Genomic DNA, 19,799 nt, shown 5'->3' with positions numbered 1-19,799 from the left:
CGGCGCGCAACCGCCCGTGCAACGGCGGTTTCGCGTTGGTGGTCGCGCTGATCTTGGGGACATAATGAGTCTGTGACATCCGCGACCCAAGCCCCCAGCGCCGCCCCGCATCCCGCCCTGAACCGCCCCAACATGGTCTCCGTCGGAACCGTGGTGTGGCTGTCCAGCGAGTTGATGTTCTTCGCCGGCCTCTTTGCCATGTACTTCACCCTGCGCTCCACTTCGGGCGAGCTGTGGGCGATGGAGACCGAGAAGCTGAACGTGCCCTTCGCGCTCGTGAACACCGTCATCCTGGTGTCGAGCTCGTTCAGCTGCCAGTTCGGCGTCTTCGCCGCCGAGCGCCTCCAGCCCCGCAGGACGGGCGGCCTCTTCCAGCTCGCACGCTGGGGCATGGTCGAGTGGTTCCTGCTCACCTTCGTCATGGGCGCGATCTTCGTGTCCGTGCAGGCCTACGAGTACGCGGAGCTCGTCGCCGAGGGCATCGCGCTGAACTCCAACGCCTTCGGCTCGGCCTTCTACATAACCACCGGCTTCCACGGGCTCCACGTGATCGGCGGTCTCGTCGCGTTCCTGCTCATCATCGGGCGCGCCTTCATCGCCCGTCAGTTCGGGCACTTCGAAGCCACCTCGGCCATCGTGACGTCCTACTACTGGCACTTCGTCGACGTCGTCTGGATCGGCCTGTTCATCATCATCTACTTCCTCAAGTGACTCCTCCTGTAGTCTCTTCTACTAGAGGTAGAATTCAGTGAAGAATCTCCGCAGCGCTCGCATCGAAAAGGCAGGAACCACCCCGTGAAGGCACTCTCCCAGAGGCGGCGTCACCCCCTCGCAGCGCTGGCGCTGCTGCTGATGGCGCTCCTCTTTACCGGCAGTCTCTACGCTGCCGCCAGTTCCGCCAACCAGGCGCAGGCACAGACCACCACCGCCAGCGAGGACGAGGTCGAAGAGGGCAACAAGCTCTTCGTGGCCAACTGCGCCTCGTGCCACGGCATCGGGGCCACGGGCTCGGACGCCGCGCCGTCGCTGGTCGGCGTCGGAGCAGCCTCCGTCGACTTCCAGGTCGGCACCGGCCGCATGCCCATGCAGATGGACGGCCCGCAGGCGCAGGCCAAGCCCGTCCAGTTCACCGACGAGCAGGTCGGCCAGCTGGCGGCGTACGTCGCGTCGCTCGGCGCCGGTCCCGCCATCCCCTCCGAGGAGATCACCGACGCCTCCCAGGGCGATCCGGCCCACGGCGGCGAGCTGTTCCGGGTCAACTGCGCCATGTGCCACAACGCGGCAGCAGCCGGCGGCGCCCTCACCCGCGGCAAGTACGCCCCGGGCCTGGCCGACGTGAGCGAGAAGCACATCTACGAAGCCATGGTCACCGGCCCGCAGAACATGCCCGTCTTCAACGACGCGAACGTCACCCCCGAGGACAAGCAGGACATCATCGCCTTCCTGAAGACGATCGAGGAGCAGGGTTCCCCCGGCGGAGCCGATCTCGGTTCGCTCGGCCCCGTCTCGGAGGGCCTGTTCATCTGGGTCGCCGGCCTCGGTGTCATCATCGCCTTCACCGTGTGGCTCACGTCGCGGTCCTCCTGACCATCCGGGAGCGCCTCGTGAACGAATCACTTACAGACTCGCAGTACCTAATGAAAGATATGAGGGATCATGGCCGACTCTAGCCACGGCGCTCCCGGAAGCTCGGTCACCGTTGCAACGCCGGGGCGGACTCCGGAGCAGTTCGAGAACCCGGGCCTCCCGCCCCACCGCCCGCGTCTCGCCGACCGTGACCCGCGCGCCGAGAAGCGTGCCGAGCGCCAGGTCGCCCTGCTGTTCTTCATCTCGATCCTCGGCACCCTGCTCTTCTTCGCGGGCTACTTCTTCGTGGAGCTCGATCAGACGATCGCACGGCTTCGTCTCCAGAACCTGCTGCTCGGTCTCGGTACGGCGTTCGCCATGCTGGGCATCGGCGTCGGCATCGTCCACTGGGCCAAGACGCTCATGCCAGACCACGAGGTCACCGAGAGTCGCCACGAGATCCGCCCGGAGCAGGACCGCCGCGACGCCGAGAAGATCGTCAACGACATCCTCGACGAGTCCGGGATCAAGCGCCGCCCGCTGATCCGGAACACCCTCCTCGGGGCCGCACTCCTCGCTCCGCTCCCGGCGATCGCCATCTTCCGCGACCTGGGCCCCCTGCCCGGCGACGTGCTGAGGCAGACCATGTGGGACACCGGCGTCCGCCTGACCCGGGACCCGAGCGGTACGCCCATCCGCGCCTCGGACGTTACCATCGGGTCGGCGTTCCACGTCATCCCCGAGGGGCTGAACGAGGCGGAGCACAAGCTCGAGGAGAAGGCCAAGGCCGTCGTCCTCCTCATGCGGCTGGACCCCGAGGAGCTCAACCCCTCCCCCGGCCGCGAGGACTGGGCATACGACGGCATCGTCGCGTACTCGAAGATCTGCACGCACGTCGGCTGCCCGGTGGCACTGTACGAGCAGCAGACGCATCACCTGCTGTGCCCGTGCCACCAGTCCACGTTCGACCTCGAGCAGGAGTGCAAGGTGATCTTCGGGCCGGCCGCACGTCCCCTGCCGCAGCTGCCCATCGAGGTCGACAGCGAAGGCTACCTGGTCGCGTCGAGCGATTTCCAAGAACCCGTAGGACCTAGTTTCTGGGAGCGAGGCTGACATGAGCAGTACCACTGCAGCAAAACCCTACGTGCCGAAGACGCGCGTGGGTAAGGTCACCGACTATGTCGACTCCCGGGTCGGCGGCTCGGGGATCGTCAAGGAGTTCGGCCGGAAGATCTTCCCCGACCACTGGACGTTCATGTTCGGCGAGGTGGCACTGTACACCTTCGTCATCCTGCTGATCTCCGGGACGTTCCTCACCTTCTTCTACGACCCCTCGATGGCCGAGACGAACTACGACGGCAGCTACCTGCCGCTGCGTGGCGTCGAGATGTCCGTCGCCTACGCCTCGTCGCTGGACATCTCCTTCGACATCCGCGGCGGCCTGTTCATGCGGCAGATCCACCACTGGGCGGCCCTCCTGTTCGTGGCCTCCGTGGCCGTGCACATGCTCCGAGTCTTCTTCACCGGCGCCTTCCGCCGCCCCCGCGAGTTCAACTGGGTCGTCGGCTGCGTCCTCCTCATCCTGAGCCTGGCCGCCGGCTTCACCGGCTACTCGCTCCCCGACGACCTGCTCTCCGGCAACGGACTGCGCATCATCGACGGCGTCATGAAGGCCATCCCCGTGGTGGGCACGTACCTGAGCTTCTTCCTCTTCGGCGGCGAGTTCCCGGGCACGATGATCATCGGTCGCCTGTACGTGCTGCACATCCTCCTGATCCCCGCGGTGATCCTGCTGCTGATCGGTATCCACCTGTTCATGGTCGTGCTGCACAAGCACTCCCAGTTCCCCGGCCCCGGCCGGACCAACACGAACGTCGTCGGCTACCCCGTCGGCCCCGTGTACGCGGCGAAGGCCGGTGGCTTCTTCTTCATCGTGTTCGGTGTCCTGGCCGCGATCGCCGCCGCCTTCACCATCAACCCGATCTGGAACTACGGCCCGTACGATCCCTCGCCCGTGTCCGCCGGCACCCAGCCGGACTGGTACATCGGCTGGGTCGACGGCGCCCTCCGCCTGATGCCCGGGACGCTCGGCGACAACTTCACCTTCGAGTTCCTGCTCCCCTTCCCCTGGGGTGTCAACACGCTCTCGCTGAACGTCCTGATCCCTGCGCTGGTCCCCGCGATGATCGTGTTCACCGCGATGTTCGCCTGGCCCTGGATCGAAGCCTGGGTCACGAAGGACAAGCGGGAGCACCACCTGCTCAACCGCCCCCGCAACGCGCCGACCCGCACGGCGATCGGCGTCGCAGGCGTCACGTTCTACTGCGTGATGTGGGCAGCCGCCAGCTCCGACCTCATCGCGACCCACTTCATGGTGTCGCTGAACGACGTCACCTACTGGCTGCGCTTCCTGGTGATCTTCGGTCCGATCGCCGCGTTCATGGTGTCGCGCCGCATCTCCCTGGCCCTGCAGCGCAAGGACCGTGAGATCGCCCTCCACGGCCGCGAGACCGGACGCATCGTCCGCCTGCCGCACGGTGAGTTCATCGAGGTCCACGAGCAGGTCGACGACTACAGCCGCTACAAGCTGGTGGCCTTCGAGTCGCCCGAGGTCATGGTCCCGAAGCCCGATGCGGACGGCAAGGTCTCGCGTCTGGACAAGGTCCACGGCCGCGTCTCACGGTTCTTCTTCGAGGACCGCGTCGCACCTGTCACGCCGCGGGAGATCGAGGCATCGCACGGTGACCACCACGAAGAGGTCGCCGGTGCGAAGGACCGCGAGGCCATCACCAGCCGCTAGGGACGAACTCCCGATCAGCTGACCAGGAGGGGCCCGGACGGACAGTCCGGGCCCCTCCTGCATCCCCGTGCAGGTCGAGGACCCGCACCCATCGACGAAGGAGCCCACCATGACCGCCACGCGCACCGCGCCCACGCGCCGCTCCCGGGCGCACAGGATTGCCGCCGCGATCAGTGAGCTCTGCGCCCCTGCCGTGCTGGTCACCCTCTTCCTCGTCGCTACGGCCATCGGCGCCGCCGGCTGGCCCGGGGGCGCCCTCCAGGCGGGAGTCGCGGCGACCTTCACGACCGTCCTCCCCCTCGCGGCGGTGCTCGTGCTCGTGCGCGCCGGACGCCTGACCGACCACCACATCAGTGAACGACGCCAGCGCGCCCCGGTGCTGGCGGGAACACTCCTCTCCATCGGCGTCGGACTCTGCATCCTCGCGCTCCTCGACGCCCCGTGGGCGCTCGTCGCGGCCGTCTGGTGCACCGTGGCCGGCGTGGCCCTCGTGCTCGTCGTGAATCTCTGGTGGAAGCTCTCCGCCCATTCCGCCGTCGCCGTGTTCGTCACGTGCGGGGCCGTCACCATCGCCGGACCGGCCGCCCTCCTGCTGCTGCCCATGCCGGTGGCCGTCGGCTGGTCGCGGGTCCGCCTCGGCGCCCACACGGCGGGGCAGGTGGCGGCCGGTTTCCTCGTCGGGGGCGTGATCGGCCTCGCCTTCGCCGCGGTCGTCGGAAACCGCTGACGACCCACACCCCGCGGCGGCGATCCGCGCCTACGACCGGTCGCCGGGCACCCTGGCGCCCTGAGGAGTACCCGGAGGCGCCAAGAGGGCGCCTGAGCCTAGCGGAGGCGTGTGGCGCTGTACGCGCGGGGGGTCCGGACGCCGGGCCGCTGCAGGGGCACCCACAGCTTGTAGCGGTCGGCGCGATAGTAGGAGACGGAGTAGTCGATCATGCTGCGGGCCACGTACGCGTGCCGCTGGATCTTGAGCAGGGGCGCGTTCATCTCCACATTGAGCAGGCGCGCGATCGACGGCGACGCCGCGGTCGCCTCGATGGTGTCCTCGCCCCATTCCATGACCAGGCCGTACTTCTCGCTCAGCACGTTGTAGAGCGACGTCGGCGGCGGCTCGTCGAGGATGCCGGGAACGCGGTGCGCCGGGATGAAGTTCTCGTCGACGCTCATGGGCTCACCGTCGGCGAGGAGCTGGCGGCGGAACCGCACCACGGGCTGGCCGAGGTCTATCTGGAGTTCCCGAGCGACAAGGGGTGAGGCCCCCTGCTGCTCGAAGCTGAGAACCCGCGCGTCGGGGACCATTCCCCGGCGGATCATCTCCTCGGTGTAGGACGTCATCTTCATGTGGAGATCCATCTTGCTCCGTGCGACAAAGGTTCCCAGGCCCACGATGCGCTCGAGCACCTCCTCCGCCACGAGGGCGTCGATGGCATGGCGGACGGTCATGCGGGCCACGCCGTAGTAGCCGCCCAGCTGCCGCTCGGACGGTATCCCGGCCCCGGGCTCACCGAACTGGCGGATGTAGCGGCGCAGGCTCTCGCGGAGCTGCACGTGCTTCGGTGTCGCCGATGCGTCGTCGAGCGGTTCGGCATCGAAGCGACGGGGCACCACGGTCATCGATTCCATCTCCTGCGATCGGGGCGTCGGAGGACACCGGGTCTCCCGATCGTACGGCGCCGGACGAACGACAGGGAGCCCGCACGCGGCGGACTCCCTGTCGGATGGTGGGCAGTTCGGATCAGTGGGCGTGGTACCCGCGGCTGTACTCGTAGACCCAGCCGATCAGGGCGATCGCGGCAAGCCCGACGCCGATATAGGTGATCCAGAAGCCGACCGCCAGACCCGCGAAGCAGGTCGCGGCCGAGAGGCCGAGCACCAGGGGCCACCAGCTCCAGGGGCTGAAGTGCCCCTGCTCGCCGGATCCCTCGTGGATCTCCGCATCGAGGCGATCCTCGGGGCGGTCGCCCACGCGCTTCCCGGTGAAGCCGAGGTAGAACCCGATCATCCCCGAGAGGCCGGCCGTGAGGTAGAGCGCCAGGAACCCGACGGGTTCCATCCAGTCCACGAGGAACCCGTAGACGGTTCCCACCAGCAGGAAGAACGGCGTCAGATAGGTGAAGAGCTTCGTCTCGATCCTCATGCGTTGGCGTCCTTCCGGTCTGCGGCACCCATGAAGCTGGCGGCACTGTCATCGGGCGTGTGGGTCTGCTGCAGCTCGGGGTGGTGCAGGTCGAGTGCGGGGCGCTCGGACCGGATGCGCGGCAGGGAGGTGAAGTTGTGCCGCGGCGGCGGGCAGGACGTCGCCCACTCGAGCGAGGCGCCGAAGCCCCACGGGTCGTCGACCTCCACCTTCTTGCCGGTACGCCACGTGATGTACACGTTCCAGAAGAAGGGGATCAGCGAGGCACCGAGCACGAAGGACCCGATGGTGGAGAACTGGTTCATGGCCGTGAAACCGTCCTCCGGCAGGTAGTCCGCGTAACGGCGGGGCATGCCCTCGACGCCGAGCCAGTGCTGGATGAGGAAGGTGGCGTGGAAGCCGAGGAACAGCATCCAGAAGTGGATCTTGCCCAGGCGCTCGTTGAGCATCTTGCCCGTGAACTTGGGCCACCAGAAGTAAAACCCGGCGAACATCGCGAAGACGACGGTCCCGAAGACCACGTAGTGGAAGTGCGCCACCACGAAGTAGGTGTCGGAGACATGGAAGTCGAGCGGGGGCGATGCCAGGATGATGCCCGTCAGGCCTCCGAACAGGAACGTCACGAGGAAGCCGAGACTCCACAGCATCGGGGTCTCGAAGGTGAGCGATCCCCGCCACATGGTCCCGATCCAGTTGAAGAACTTCACGCCGGTGGGGACCGCGATGAGCATGGTCATGAAGGCGAAGAACGGGAGCAGAACCGCGCCGGTGACGTACATGTGGTGCGCCCACACGGTCACGGAGAGGGCTGCGATGGCGATCGTCGCGTAGACGATGCCCTTGTAGCCGAAGATCGGCTTGCGGCTGAAGACAGGGAAGATCTCGGAGACGATGCCGAAGAACGGCAGCGCGATGATGTACACCTCGGGGTGGCCGAAGAACCAGAAGAGGTGCTGCCAGAGGATGGCACCCCCGGCTTCGGGGTCGAAGATGTGGGCACCGAACCGGCGATCGGCGCCGAGCGCGAAGAGCGCGGCGGCCAGCGGCGGGAACGCCATCAGGACCAGGATCGCCGTGATCAGCGTGTTCCAGGTGAAGATCGGCATGCGCCACATGGTCATGCCCGGGGCGCGCATGCAGATGATCGTGGTGATGAAGTTGACGGCGCCGAGGATGGTGCCGAAGCCCGACAGCGCGAGCCCGAAGACCCAGAGGTCCCCACCCACGCCCGGCGAGAACGTCGTACTGGACAGCGGGGCGTAGGCGAACCAGCCGAACGACGCCGCGCCCTGCGGGGTGATGAACCCCGAGACGGCGATCGTGCTGCCGAAGAGGAAGAACCAGAACGCCAGTGCATTCAGCCGGGGGAAGGCAACGTCGGGGGCGCCGATCTGGAGCGGCATGATGACGTTGGCGAAGCCTGCGAACAGCGGGGTCGCGAACATCAGGAGCATCACGGTGCCGTGCATCGTGAACAGCTGGTTGTACTGCTCCTTCGTCTGCAGGACCTGCATGCCGGGCTCGAACAGCTCCGCCCGGATGATGAGGGCCATGACGCCGGCGAAGCAGAAGAAGACGAACGAGGCGATCAGGTACATGTACCCGATGGTCTTGTGATCGGTCGAGGTGATCCAGTTGACGACGATGCGTCCCTTGGACCTCGGAACCACACGCGGAGCCGCGACGGTGCCGGCTTCCTCAAGGGTGTATTCGAAGGTGGACATCAGCTGCTGCTCCTGGCTGGGTCGGTATCGGGATCGTCCTCGGGGTAGGAGTCGCGGTCGTACTCGTCGCCGAGCTGGCCCACCTCGAGCTGTGCCATCTGGGCGTCGAACTCGGCCTGCGAGACGACCTCCACGTTGAAGAGCATCTCCGAGTGGTACTGGCCGCAGAGTTCGGCGCATTTGCCTACGAACACGCCCTCCTTCGTCGGAGTGAGGTTGATGTAGTTGGTGCGGCCCGGATAGAGGTCACGCTTCATCAGGAAGCCGGGAACGAAGAAGGAGTGCTGTACGTCGCGTGCGTTGAGCTGGAACTCGACGCTCCGGTTCACGGGCAGGTAGAGCGTCGGCAGGTTCTCCGGGACGCCCTCTTCACCGTTCAGGCTGCCCTGGACGCCGACGGAGTACCTGTTCTCGTTGACGTAGTTGAAGTCCCACGACCACTGCTTGCCGCGGACGTCCACGATGACGTCCGGGTTCTCGACGCGGGCGTCGATCTTCGCGATATCGCGTTCCGTGAAGTAGAAGAACACGAGCACCATGAACAGCGGGATGGTCAGGTAGAAGATCTCGAGCGGCAGGTTGTAGCTGATCTGCCGGGGGTAGCCGGTGTCGTTCCGGCGGCGACGGTACGCGACCATGCACCAGATGATCAGGCCCCACGTGATGATGCCGACGATCATGGCAGCGATCCACGAGTTGACCCACAGATCGGTGATGGCCCCGGTGTGGTTGGTGTTGTCCCGATCTGCCGGCAGCCAGCCCCTTTGGGCTTCTGCCGTACAGCCGGTCAGTAGGAGGGCGCCAGCCAGCGAGATGCTGGAGATCTTGGTGATCCTGACGCGCTTGCTACCGGTTCGGTCCTGCGAACTCACAGACGGACCTTCCTTTTCTACGTGCGTTGCCACCCGCCCGTGAAGCGGCCCGGGGTGCACATCCAGTTTTACTACTCACTGTAGAGCTTACCCGGAAGACCCGCGATCCGGTGACACGCAAAAGGCCCGGAACACACCTTGTCGGTGGTGTTCCGGGCCCTCGCGGCGTGCTATTGAACTCCTAGTGGAAGGAGTCCCCGCAGGCGCAGGATCCGCCCGCATTGGGGTTGTCGATGGTGAAGCCCTGCTTCGAGATGGTGTCCTCGAAATCGATGGACGCGCCGGACAGGTACGGGACGCTCATCTTGTCCACGATGACCTCGACGCCGTCGAAGTCCCGGACGGCATCGCCGTCGAGGACGCGCTCGTCGAAGTACAGCTGGTAGATGAGGCCCGAGCAGCCGCCGGGCTGGACGGCGACGCGCAGCCGGAGGTCGGTGCGGCCCTCCTGCTCGAGGAGGCTACGCACCTTGCCTGCCGCGACGTCGGACAGGATGACCTCGTGCGCGGCCAGTTCCACGGAATCCTGGGCGGATCCGGTCTCGGTGGTCGATGTGCTCATGGTGTTTCTCCTCGCTCGGACCCCACCGTGGTGTGTCCGCTCTCAGTGCCGTCCGCGGTTCGGCGCGCACGGCTTTCCTTCATCGTACGCCGGGCCCGCACCAGTCATAACGGGCCGAGGGGCTGAAACATTTCCGCACCGGTGCCGGTCAGTCCCGGTCGAGCCCGCCGTCGTTGATGCCGGCGAGGAGGATGGCCTCGGCGAGGACAGCCTTGCGGAACTCGTCGAGGTGCAGGGATTCGTTCGCGCTGTGGGCGCGGGAGTCCGGGTCCTCCACGCCGGTGATGAGGATCTGCGCGGACGGGAAGAGCTCGGTGAGGTCCGCGATGAAGGGGATGGAGCCGCCCATGCCGGCTTCCACGGGCCGGACGCCCCAGGCCTCCTCGAGGGCCGACAGGGCGAGCCGGGAGGCGGGTTCCGTGGTGTCCGTCAGGAAGGGGCTCCCCGTCTCCCCCGGCGTGAACGTGACCCGGGCGCCGAACGGGGCATGGGCCTCGACGTGCGCCCGGACGGCGTCCATCGCAGCCCCGGGGTCCTGCCCGGGGGCCAACCGCAGGCTGAACTTGGCACGGGCCCGCGGGATCAGCGTGTTGGAGGACAGCGCGACGGACGGGATGTCCATGCCGATGACGGACAGCGCCGGCTTGTGCCAGAGGCGGGAGGCGATGGACCCGGTGCCGGCCAGGCGTACCCCGTCGAGCACGGAGGCATCGGCCCGGAAATCGTCCTCGTCGTAGTCGACGCTCGCGTGGTCCCCGCCGTGCAGGCCGGCGATGGCGACGTCGCCGGCGTCGTCGTGCAGGGTGGCGATCAGGCGGGCCAGGAGCGTCGGGGCGTCCAGCACGGGACCGCCGAACATGCCCGAGTGCACGGCGTGATCGAGGACCTGGACCTCGATGGTGCCGTCCACGAGTCCGCGCAGGCTCGTGGTCAGGGCGGGCACGCCCACCTTCCAGTTGCTGGAATCGGCGACGACGATGACGTCGGCCCGGAGGTCCTCCCGGTAGGTCTCGAGGAAGGAGCGGAACGTCGGCGACCCGGCCTCCTCCTCGCCCTCGATGAACAGGGTCACGCCGACGCCGAACGTCTCGCCGAGCACCTCGGTGATGGCCGCGACGGCGCCGACGTGCGCCATGATGCCCGCCTTGTCGTCGGCGGCGCCGCGGCCGTACAGCCGGCCGTTGCGCTCCGTCGCGACGAACGGCTCGGACTCCCAGAGCGCCGGGTCCCCCGGCGGCTGCACGTCGTGGTGGGCGTAGAGGAGGACGGTCGGCTGCCCCTCGGCGGCGGCACGGCGGGCGACGACGGCGGGGCCGCCGGGCGTGCCGTCGTTGTCGATGCGGAGGATCCGGACGTCGTCGAACCCGACACCGCGGATCAGGTCCGCGACCGCCTCCGCGCTGCGGTCGAGTTCGCGGGCGTCGAAGGCGTCCCAGGCGATGCCCTGGATGCCGACGAGGCTGGAGAGCTGCTCGACGATGCGGGGGAAGGACGCGTCGACGGTGGCGCGCAGTCGGTCGCCGACTCGCGGGGGATGGTGCGGGCGGTCGGTCGAGGGGTTCAGGGAAGTCATGCCAGAACCCTACACACGCCGTACCCCCGGGGACCGGCGCACCGTCGGGAACCGGTGGGTCGGATCGGGCATCCGGCAGGCACGGACCCGGTATCCTGAGAGGGTGTTCGGACGAAACAAAGATGCCCCCTCTGCCCAGGAAGTCGTTGACAGCGCTTCACGCACCCCCGAAGCGCCGCGCGCGCCGGGCAAGGGCGCGCCCACGCCCAAGCGCAGCGTGCAGGAGGCCGCCCGCAGGCGCCCCCTCGTGCCGAACGACCGCAAGGCGGCGCGCGACCAGAGCCGCTCGACGGTCCGCGACGAGCGCGCCAGGATGCGGCGGGCCCTCGACACCGACGACGAACGCTACCTCCCCCTGCGCGACAAGGGGCCGAACCGCCGGTACGTCCGCCAGTTCGTCGACGCCCGGATCAACGTCGGCGAGTTCCTCATGATCGCCGCCCTCGTGTTCGTGATCCTCAGCTTCTTCCAGTCCCTCGCCGTGCAGAGTGCCGTGCTGATGGCGTTCTGGGTCCTGATCGTCGCGGTGATCGTGGACTGCATCCTGCTGCGCCGCACGCTGAAGAAGAGGCTGACCGAGAAGTTCGGCGCCCCCAACCAGGGCGACCTCTGGTACGGCGTCACCCGTGCCCTGCAGCTCCGCCGGCTCCGCCTGCCCAAGCCGCAGGTCCGCCGGGGCCAGTACCCCGTCTGACGGCCCTCCGGCACCCGGCGGGTGCCGTGCAACGCAGAAGAGCCGGGCCCACGGGCCCGGCTCTTCTGCATCCGGCGATTCCAGGTGTCAGCCCGTCGGGGTCCGCCGGGCCCGCAGGAGGCCGCGGTTGATGCGGCGGGCCCAGAACGGCCCCTCGTAGAGGAACGCGGTGTAGCCCTGGACGAGGGTGGCGCCGGCGTCGAGCCGCTCGAGGACGTCCTCCGGCGTCTCGACACCGCCGACGGAGACGATGGCCAGCCGGTCCCCGACCGCCGCCCGCAGCCGCACCAGGACCTCCAGCGCGCGGGCCTTCAACGGCGCCCCGCTCAGCCCTCCGACGCCCTTCGCGATGACGTCCGCCGGGTCCGTGACGAGGTTCTCGCGCGTGATGGTGGTGTTGGTGGCGACGATGCCGTCCAGGCCGAGGTCGAGGGCGAGGGCGCCGACGTCGTCGATGTCCTGGTCGGTCAGGTCCGGTGCGATCTTCACCAGGAGCGGCACGTGCCGGCCCGCCGCCGCGTCCGCGGTCCGGCGGACGGCCTCGAGGAGCGGACGGAGCGACTCGACGCCCTGGAGCAGCCGGAGATTCGGTGTGTTCGGGGAGGACACATTGACCACGAGGTAGTCCGCCACGGGTGCCAGCTGCTCGGCACTGACGAGGTAGTCGGCGACGGCGTCGACGAGGTCCACCTTCTTCGTCTTGCCGATGTTGACGCCGACCACGGGGAGGGGCCGGGAGGCGTAGCGGCGCGCGAGCCTGCGGCGCGCCGCCCGGAGGCGGGGAGCGACGGCCGCGGCGCCGTCGTTGTTGAAGCCCATGCGGTTGATCACGGCCCGGTCCTCGACGAGGCGGAACAGGCGCGGAGCTGGGTTGCCCGGCTGCGCCTGGCCCGTGACGGTGCCGATCTCGACGTGGCCGAAACCCAGGGCGGTGAGGGCCAGGATGCCCGTGCCGCCCTTGTCGAAGCCCGCAGCGAGTCCGAACGGGGAGGGGAAGTCCACACCGAAGGCGGTGGTGGCGAGCCGCGGGTCGGGAGCGCAGACGCGGCGCAGCGCCCAGCCGACCGGCGTGGGGTCGACCGCCCGGATCAGGGCGAAACCGATCCTGTGGGCCCGTTCGGCGTCCATCCCGGAGAAGACGATCCGGAAGAAGGTCGGGTAGAAGCGCATGCCATCAGCGTTCCACGCTCCTGTCACGGGCGCCAACTCGAGGCACCAACCCGACGGTGCCGCGTCCGGGCACCCGGCGGCGTGCGCCGGTAGGGTCGGGGCATGGACGAGAGCTGGTCGGAGGACATCCTGGGGGTACCGTTCCGTGCCCTGACCCTCCCGCTGGACCCCGACGACGAGGGCCCACGGGTGGCGACCCTCGTGGCGTACGAACCCGCCGGAGCCCGGGGTCCCGGACCGTCCCGGGCGGTGCTCTACATCCACGGGTTCAGTGACTACTTCTTCCAAACGGAGCTCGCCGAGGCGCTGTCCGCTCAGGGCTGGGCGTTCTTCGCCCTGGACCTGCACAAGTACGGCCGCAGCCTGCTGCCCGGACAGACCCCCGGCTTCGCGACCTCCCTCGAGGAGTACGACGCCGACCTCGAAGCGGGACTGGCCGCGCTGCGGGCGCGGCTGGCCGCACGGACGGGAACGGAGGCCGACCCGGAGATCGTCCTGATGGCGCACTCGACGGGCGGACTCACCGCGACGCTGTGGGCCGCCCGCAACCCCGGGCGGATCGCGGCGCTCGTCCTCAACAGTCCGTGGCTCGACATCCAGGGCAGCGCCCTGCTGCGCAGCGCCGCGCAGGGCATCCTCGACACCCTCTCACGCCGTCGGCCGAGGGCACGGCTGCGCTTCCCCGCCCTCGGGTTCTACTTCAGGAGCATCAGTGACACGCTCGACGGCGAATGGCCGGTCGACCCGGCGTGGCGGCCCGAGACCGGGTTCCCCGTCCGGGCCGGGTGGCTCGCGGCGGTCCTTGCGGGCCATGCGGCCCTCGCTCGCGGGGTGACGGTCGACGTGCCGGTGCTCGTCCTATGCTCCGCGGCGTCGGCGATCGGCCCCACGTGGAACGAGGCGATGCTGGAGTCCGACATCATCCTCGACGTTGGGCCGATGGTGCGCCGCGCGGCCGAGCTCGGCCACGACGTCACCATCCGGCGCCTGCCGGGCGCCCTGCACGACGTCTTCCTGTCCCGGCCCGAGGTCCGTCGCGCCGCGGTGAGGGCGGCGACGGCGTGGATGGACGTGCAGGTCCCCGCCGGTTCCGGCGCCGGTCCTCCCGACGCGTGGCCTGGCGGGGACCTGCCAACACCGCAGGGCGGCTAGGAGGACAGGCGGTCCGCCGCCTGGTCCACCGCTCCCCCGTATCGGCGGTCGCGTGAGGCGTACTCCTCGATGGCCCGCCACAGGGTGCGGCGGTCGACGTCCGGCCACAGCGTGTCCATGAAGACCATCTCCGCGTAGGCGGACTGCCAGAGCATGAAGTTGGACAGGCGCTGCTCGCCGGAGGTGCGCAGGAACAGGTCGACGTCGGGCAGGTCCGGCTCGTCGAGGTAGCGCTGCACGGTCTTCTCGCTGACCGAGGACGCCTTCAGGGTGCCGGCCGCCACGTCCTCGGCGATGGCCCGCGCGGCGTCGGCGATCTCCGCACGCCCGCCGTAGTTGACGCACATCGTCAGGGTGCAGGTCGTGTTGCGCGCGGTGTGACGCTCGGCGTCCTCCAGCTCGCGGATGACCGACTGCCACAGCTTCGGCCGGCGCCCCGACCAGCGGATCCGCACCCCCCAGGCGTCGAGCTGGTCCCGCTGGCGCCTCAGCACCTCCTTGTTGAACCCCATCAGGAAGCGCACCTCTTCGGGGGACCGCTTCCAGTTCTCCGTGCTGAAGGCGTAGACGGACACGTGCCGGACGCCGATCTCGATCGCACCGGCCATGACGTCCAGCAGCGCCGCCTCACCGGCCCGGTGCCCTTCCGTCCGGGGCAGGCCGCGCTCGTTGGCCCAGCGGCCGTTGCCGTCCATCACGATCGCGACGTGTCGGGGCACGAACTGGCGCGGGATGGACGGGGCGAGCTCGCCGCTCGGGTGGGGCCAGGGCGCCGCGGGTCGGACGGGGTTGTTCATACACGCTCCACATGTTTGAGGGAGGCGACCCCGCGTTCGAGGTGCCATTGGAGGAAGGCGGCGACGAGGCCGGCCGCCTCGCGCCGGGCTCCGGACTCCGACGCGTCCGCCGTGACCCAGTCGCCCGTGAGCAGCGCGCCGAGGAGTTCCATGGTCGCGACCGACGGCGACGCCGAGCCGGGCGGCCGGCAGCCCGGGCAGACCGCGCCGCCGAGCGGCGCGGAGAAGGCGGAATGGGGGCCGGGGGCACCGCAGCGGGCGCAGGCGGTGAAGCTCGGGGCCCACCCCGCCGTGGCCAGGGCGCGCAGCAGATAGGAGTCGAGGATGAGCTCCGAGGGGTGCAGGTTACGGCTGAGGGCGGAGAACGCCCCGGCGACAAGACCGTACTGCGCTCCCCCGGCCTCCCCGAGGTCCGTGAGGCGCTCGGCGGTCTCGGCGATGGCGGTCGCGGCGGTGTAGCGGCCGTAGTCCGAGGCGATGCCGTGACCGTAGGCGCCCCTGGTCTGCGCCTGCGTGACGACGTCGAGGGTCCGCCCGTGGGCGAGCAGGAGATCCACGGCCATGAACGGTTCCAGGCGGGACCCGAACTTGCTGCTGGTCCGGCGGACGCCCTTCGCGACGGCACGGACCTGCCCGTGCTCCCGGGTCAGGAAGACGATGATGCGGTCCGCCTCACCGAGCTTGTAGGTGCGCAGGACCACACCTTCGGCGCGATAGGTGCGGGACGCTGATGAGGAGGGCACGGAATTATTCTCCCACCTGCCACCCCCACCGGCCCGCGTGCGCGGGACGGCCGGGGTGGTCGGTGCGACACGGCTCAGGCGGCGTCGCGGATGGCCCGGTTGACCGCGGAGACGACGGCCTTCAGCGCGGCCATGGTGGTGTTCGCGTCGATGCCGACACCCCAGAGCACGCGCTCGCCGACCGCGCACTCGACGTAGGCCGCGGCGCGCGCGTTGCCGCCGGAGGACAGGGCGTGCTCGGTGTAGTCGAGGACGCGCACGTCCACGCCGTCCTGGCCGAGGATGGTCAGCAGGGCGTCGATCGGGCCGTTGCCCCGGGATGCCTTGCGCTGCTGGACGCCGTCCACCAGGAGCGTCGCGACCAGCTTGAACGAGCCGTCCTCGGCCGTGTCCGTGTTGACCGAGGTGAGCTCGTAGTGGCCCCAGGTGTCCTCGCCGCCCTCGGTACGGGTGGGCAGGTACTCGTCCTGGAAGACCGACCACAGCTGCGCACCACTGACCTCACCGCCCTGGGTCTCGGTGCGGCGCTGGACGACGCCGGAGAACTCGATCTGCGCACGGCGCGGGAGGTCGAGGCTGTGCTCGTTCTTGAGCAGGTACGCCACACCGCCCTTGCCGGACTGCGAGTTCACCCGGATGACGGCCTCGTAGGAGCGGCCGATGTCCTTCGGATCGATCGGCAGGTACGGGACGGCCCACGGGAGGTCGTCGACACCGACGCCGGCCGCCGCGGCGTCGCGCTCCATGCTCTCGAAGCCCTTCTTGATGGCGTCCTGGTGGGAGCCGGAGAAGGCGGTGAAGACCAGGTCTCCGCCGTAGGGGGACCGCTCCGGCACGCTGAGCTGGTTGCAGTACTCGGCGGTGCGGCGGATGGAGTCCATGTCGGAGAAGTCGATCTGCGGGTCGATGCCTTGGCTGAAGAGGTTCATGCCGAGCGTCACCAGGTCCACGTTGCCGGTGCGTTCGCCGTTGCCGAAGAGGCATCCCTCGATGCGGTCGGCGCCGGCGAGGTAGCCGAGCTCCGCCGCAGCCACCCCGGTCCCGCGATCGTTGTGGGGATGCAGCGAGAGGATGATGCTGTCCCGGTTCGTCAGGTTCCGGCTCATCCACTCGATCGAGTCCGCGTACACGTTCGGCGTCGCCATCTCGACGGTGGCCGGCAGGTTGAGGATCATCTGGCGGTCGGTGGAGGCCTCGAACACCGCCGACACCTCGTTGCTGATGCGGGCGGCGAACTCGAGCTCCGTCCCCGTGAACGATTCCGGGGAGTACTCGTAGGTGATCATGGTGCTGCCCATGTTCTCCTCGAACTTGCGGCACAGCCGGGCGCCCTGGAGGGCGAGGTCGATGATGCCGTCCTGGTCCTGGTTGAACACCACGCGCCGCTGCAGCACGGACGTCGAGTTGTAGAGGTGCACGATCGCGCGGTCCGCCCCCTCGAGGGACGCGTAGGTCCGCTCGATCAGGTGTTCCCGCGACTGCGTCAGGACCTGGATGGTGACGTCGTCCGGGATGCGGTCACCCTCGACGAGCTGGCGGACGAATTCGAAGTCGGTCTGCGACGCCGACGGGAAGCCGACCTCGATCTCCTTGAACCCCATCCCGACGAGCAGGTCGAACATCTTGTGCTTGCGCTCGGGATTCATCGGGTCGATCAGGGCCTGGTTCCCGTCCCGGAGGTCGACGGCACACCAGCGCGGCGCCTTCGAGATCACGCGGTCCGGCCAGGTGCGGTCGGGGAGTTCGACGGTGATCTGGTCCTGGAAGGGACGGTACTTGCCGAACGGCATACCGGAGGTCGTCTGTGCGTTTCGCATGGGGGGATCGGCCTTGTCTATGGGAACTGTGTGTGCCGGCGGCCGGGCGACGCGAACACCGCGGCGAGGGGTGGCCAGTGGCTCTGAGTCCTAGATGGCCTCGCCGCGGCACCGAAGAAGAGTTCTCTGTGCACGCACAATTCCACGATAGCACGGCACATAGGATGGCTTTCGGGGGCGCTCGGACGAGTGCATGCCCTGGACGCACCACGAGGAATCAGGAAGCGACAATGACGATCAGCACCTTCGATCCGACCACTCTCGACACGACCGTCCGACCCCAGGACGATCTCTTCCGGTACGCGAACGGCGTCTGGCTGAAGGAGACGGTGATCCCCGACGACAGGCCGCTGACCGGCTCGTTCACCGCCCTGCGGGACGCCTCGGAGCTCGCCGTCCGGACCATCATCGAGGAGGCTGCGGCGCGGGTGGCCGGCGGCTCCACCGACGAACTCGACACGAAGATCGGCACCCTCTACGCAGACTTCATGGACACGGCGCGCATCGAGGCCGAGGGCTCCGCGCCGGTCCGTCCCCTGCTCGACCGCATCGGGGCGGTGTCCACGATCGAGGACCTCGTCGAGCTCAGCGCCGGCCTCACCCGCTCGGGCGTCCAGGGTTTCGCGGCGCCCTATGTCAGCAACGACGCCGGGAACCCCGAGCGCTACCTCCTGCACCTGTACCAGTCGGGCCTCGGCCTGCCGGACGAGTCCTACTACCGCGAGGACGGCTTCGCGGAGACGCGCGAGCGGTACGCGGAGCTCCTGACGCGGCTCTTCGATCTCGTCGGCACCGCCGACCCGGCCGGGGCTGCGGCCCGCGTCGTCGGCCTCGAGACGCGCCTCGCGGCGTCGTCGATGGGCTCCGTGGAGCGCAGGGATCCGCAGAAGACGTACAACCTGGTGCAGCACGACGCCGTCGCCGGGCTGTCGGACCACCTCGTCCCCTGGCTGCGCATCGTCACCGACACCCCCGGTCAGGCCGCGGAGCTCGTGGTCAACCAGCCGGACTTCGTCCGCGGGCTCGACGCCGCGCTGCGCACCGAGGACCTCGCCACGTGGCGGGAGTGGCTCGCGAGCCGCGTCCTGCTGCACGCCGCCGACTACCTCGACGACCGGTTCGTGGATGCCGCCTTCGCGTTCTACGGCACGCACCTCGCGGGCACCCCCCGTATCAAGGACCGCTGGAAGCGCGGCGTCGCCCTGGTCGAGGGAGCGATCGGCGAGGCGATCGGGCAGCGGTACGTCGAGCGGCATTTCCCGGCGACGCACAAGGCCGCCATGCTCGACCTCGTCGGCAACCTCATCGCCGCGTACGAAGCGAGCATCACGTCCCTGGCGTGGATGACGGACGAGACCCGGGACCGCGCCCTGGAGAAGCTCTCGCAGTTCACCACGAAGATCGGCTACCCGGAGACGTGGATCGACTACGGCCCGTTCGAGGTGCGGGCGTCCGACCTCCACGGCAACGTGCTCCGCGCCGCCGAGTTCGAGCACCGCCGGCAGCTCGACAAGCTGGGCGGGCCGATCGACCGCGGCACATGGCTCATGACGCCGCAGACCGTCAACGCGTACTACATGCCCACCATGAACGAGATCGTCTTCCCCGCGGCCATCCTGCAGCCGCCGTTCTTCGACATCGACGCCGACGATGCCGTCAACTACGGGGCGATCGGGGCGGTCATCGGCCACGAGATCGGCCACGGCTTCGACGACAAGGGGTCCCAGTTCGATGGCACGGGGCGCCTGCTCAACTGGTGGAGCGAGGCGGACAGGACGGCGTTCGACGCCCTCACCGGGCGCCTCGTCGCACAGTACGCGGCCCTGGAGCCGTCCGAGGTGGCGGGACGGACCGTCAACGGCGAACTGACCCTCGGCGAGAACATCGGCGACCTCGGCGGGCTCGGCATCAGCTACCGCGCCTACCTGCTGAGCCTCGGCGGCGCGGAGGCGCCGGTGGTCGACGGTCTGACCGGGACCCAGCGCTTCTTCCTCTCCTGGGCCACGTGCTGGCAGCAGAAGATCCGCCCCGAGGAGGCGAAGCGGCGTCTGACCGTGGACCCGCACTCCCCCAACGAGTTCCGCTGCAACCAGGTGGTCCGCAACCTGGACGAGTTCCACGCGGCCTTCGGCCTCGGCGCGGAGGACCGGCTGTGGCTCGAGCCCGAGGACCGCGTGCGGATCTGGTAG

At 68.8% G+C, this 19,799-nt stretch carries 18 protein-coding genes; 8 read left to right on the top strand and 10 right to left on the bottom strand.

Features of this window, described 5'->3' with window-relative positions; translation table 11 throughout:
* Positions 1-72 precede the first annotated feature (72 nt).
* The 5 genes from ctaE to C4K88_RS04365 all read left to right on the top strand — a co-directional run bounded on the left by ctaE (position 73) and on the right by C4K88_RS04365 (position 5,093).
* Positions 73-711 carry an aa3-type cytochrome oxidase subunit III gene (gene ctaE / locus C4K88_RS04385; RefSeq protein WP_104120427.1) on the top strand — a complete coding sequence of 213 codons (639 nt, stop codon included), beginning with the start codon at positions 73-75 and terminating at the stop codon, positions 709-711.
* Between the two features lie 84 nt (positions 712-795).
* Positions 796-1,587 (top strand): cytochrome bc1 complex diheme cytochrome c subunit, encoded by a 792-nt coding sequence (qcrC, locus tag C4K88_RS04380; protein WP_104120426.1) that lies wholly within the window; start codon positions 796-798, stop codon positions 1,585-1,587.
* 69 nt (positions 1,588-1,656) lie between these two features.
* Positions 1,657-2,679, top strand: a complete 1,023-nt coding sequence (gene qcrA, locus C4K88_RS04375; protein WP_104120425.1) for a cytochrome bc1 complex Rieske iron-sulfur subunit — start codon at positions 1,657-1,659, stop codon at positions 2,677-2,679.
* 1 nt (position 2,680) lies between these two features.
* Positions 2,681-4,366, top strand: coding sequence for a cytochrome bc1 complex cytochrome b subunit (gene qcrB / locus C4K88_RS04370; protein WP_104120424.1), 1,686 nt, complete (start codon positions 2,681-2,683; stop codon positions 4,364-4,366).
* Positions 4,367-4,475: 109 nt separating this feature from the next.
* Complete coding sequence (locus C4K88_RS04365; protein ID WP_241521704.1) at positions 4,476-5,093, top strand: phosphatase PAP2 family protein; 618 nt, start codon at positions 4,476-4,478, stop codon at positions 5,091-5,093.
* Positions 5,094-5,191: 98 nt separating this feature from the next.
* Here the strand turns inward: C4K88_RS04365 and C4K88_RS04360 are convergent, their stop codons facing one another.
* The 6 genes from C4K88_RS04360 to C4K88_RS04335 form a co-directional block, all read right to left on the bottom strand.
* On the bottom strand, positions 5,192-5,983 hold the full coding sequence (locus C4K88_RS04360) for a GntR family transcriptional regulator (RefSeq protein ID WP_104120789.1): 792 nt from the start codon (positions 5,981-5,983) through the stop codon (positions 5,192-5,194).
* 121 nt (positions 5,984-6,104) lie between these two features.
* Positions 6,105-6,506 carry a cytochrome c oxidase subunit 4 gene (locus C4K88_RS04355; RefSeq protein ID WP_104120423.1) on the bottom strand — a complete coding sequence of 134 codons (402 nt, stop codon included), beginning with the start codon at positions 6,504-6,506 and terminating at the stop codon, positions 6,105-6,107.
* Positions 6,503-8,230, bottom strand: coding sequence for an aa3-type cytochrome oxidase subunit I (ctaD, locus tag C4K88_RS04350; RefSeq protein ID WP_104120422.1), 1,728 nt, complete (start codon positions 8,228-8,230; stop codon positions 6,503-6,505). Before ctaD ends, C4K88_RS04355 begins: the two co-directional genes overlap by 4 nt.
* Positions 8,230-9,102, bottom strand: coding sequence for an aa3-type cytochrome oxidase subunit II (ctaC, locus tag C4K88_RS04345; RefSeq protein WP_104120421.1), 873 nt, complete (start codon positions 9,100-9,102; stop codon positions 8,230-8,232). The genes ctaD and ctaC overlap by 1 nt, the downstream gene beginning before the upstream one ends.
* A 181-nt stretch (positions 9,103-9,283) precedes the next feature.
* Positions 9,284-9,664, bottom strand: coding sequence for a HesB/IscA family protein (locus C4K88_RS04340; protein ID WP_104120420.1), 381 nt, complete (start codon positions 9,662-9,664; stop codon positions 9,284-9,286).
* A gap of 148 nt (positions 9,665-9,812) precedes the next feature.
* Positions 9,813-11,237, bottom strand: a complete 1,425-nt coding sequence (locus tag C4K88_RS04335; protein ID WP_104120419.1) for a dipeptidase — start codon at positions 11,235-11,237, stop codon at positions 9,813-9,815.
* A gap of 103 nt (positions 11,238-11,340) precedes the next feature.
* Here C4K88_RS04335 and C4K88_RS04330 point away from each other — a divergent pair, with 103 nt between their 5' ends.
* A complete protein-coding gene (locus tag C4K88_RS04330) occupies positions 11,341-11,931 on the top strand; it encodes a DUF3043 domain-containing protein (RefSeq protein ID WP_104120788.1) in 591 nt (196 codons plus the stop codon).
* Positions 11,932-12,018: 87 nt separating this feature from the next.
* On the opposite strand, the gene C4K88_RS04325 is transcribed toward C4K88_RS04330, so the two are convergent.
* Positions 12,019-13,101, bottom strand: a complete 1,083-nt coding sequence (locus C4K88_RS04325; RefSeq protein WP_104120418.1) for a quinone-dependent dihydroorotate dehydrogenase — start codon at positions 13,099-13,101, stop codon at positions 12,019-12,021.
* A gap of 102 nt (positions 13,102-13,203) precedes the next feature.
* Here C4K88_RS04325 and C4K88_RS04320 point away from each other — a divergent pair, with 102 nt between their 5' ends.
* Positions 13,204-14,253: an alpha/beta hydrolase gene (locus C4K88_RS04320; protein ID WP_104120417.1), complete on the top strand. Its 1,050-nt coding sequence runs from the start codon at positions 13,204-13,206 to the stop codon at positions 14,251-14,253.
* On the opposite strand, the gene C4K88_RS04315 is transcribed toward C4K88_RS04320, so the two are convergent.
* The 3 genes from C4K88_RS04315 to leuA all read right to left on the bottom strand — a co-directional run bounded on the left by C4K88_RS04315 (position 14,250) and on the right by leuA (position 17,610).
* Positions 14,250-15,050 (bottom strand): isoprenyl transferase, encoded by an 801-nt coding sequence (locus C4K88_RS04315; RefSeq protein WP_104120416.1) that lies wholly within the window; start codon positions 15,048-15,050, stop codon positions 14,250-14,252. The two genes, C4K88_RS04320 and C4K88_RS04315, sit on opposite strands and share 4 nt — an antisense overlap.
* The gene (recO, locus tag C4K88_RS04310; RefSeq protein WP_104120415.1) at positions 15,047-15,793 is read right to left on the bottom strand and encodes a DNA repair protein RecO; all 747 of its coding nucleotides are present in this window, start codon (positions 15,791-15,793) and stop codon (positions 15,047-15,049) included. Before recO ends, C4K88_RS04315 begins: the two co-directional genes overlap by 4 nt.
* Positions 15,794-15,867: 74 nt before the next feature.
* Positions 15,868-17,610 carry a 2-isopropylmalate synthase gene (leuA, locus tag C4K88_RS04305; protein ID WP_104120414.1) on the bottom strand — a complete coding sequence of 581 codons (1,743 nt, stop codon included), beginning with the start codon at positions 17,608-17,610 and terminating at the stop codon, positions 15,868-15,870.
* 230 nt (positions 17,611-17,840) lie between these two features.
* On the opposite strand from leuA, the gene C4K88_RS04300 reads away from it, so the two are divergent.
* Complete coding sequence (locus C4K88_RS04300; protein ID WP_104120413.1) at positions 17,841-19,799, top strand: M13 family metallopeptidase; 1,959 nt, start codon at positions 17,841-17,843, stop codon at positions 19,797-19,799.

The sequence above is a fragment of the Arthrobacter pityocampae genome (genome assembly GCF_002927275.1).
GTDB lineage: Bacteria > Actinomycetota > Actinomycetes > Actinomycetales > Micrococcaceae > Arthrobacter_D > Arthrobacter_D pityocampae.
The sequence above is the reverse complement of the archived record's forward strand: the minus strand, read 5'-3'. Positions and strand labels throughout refer to the sequence as shown.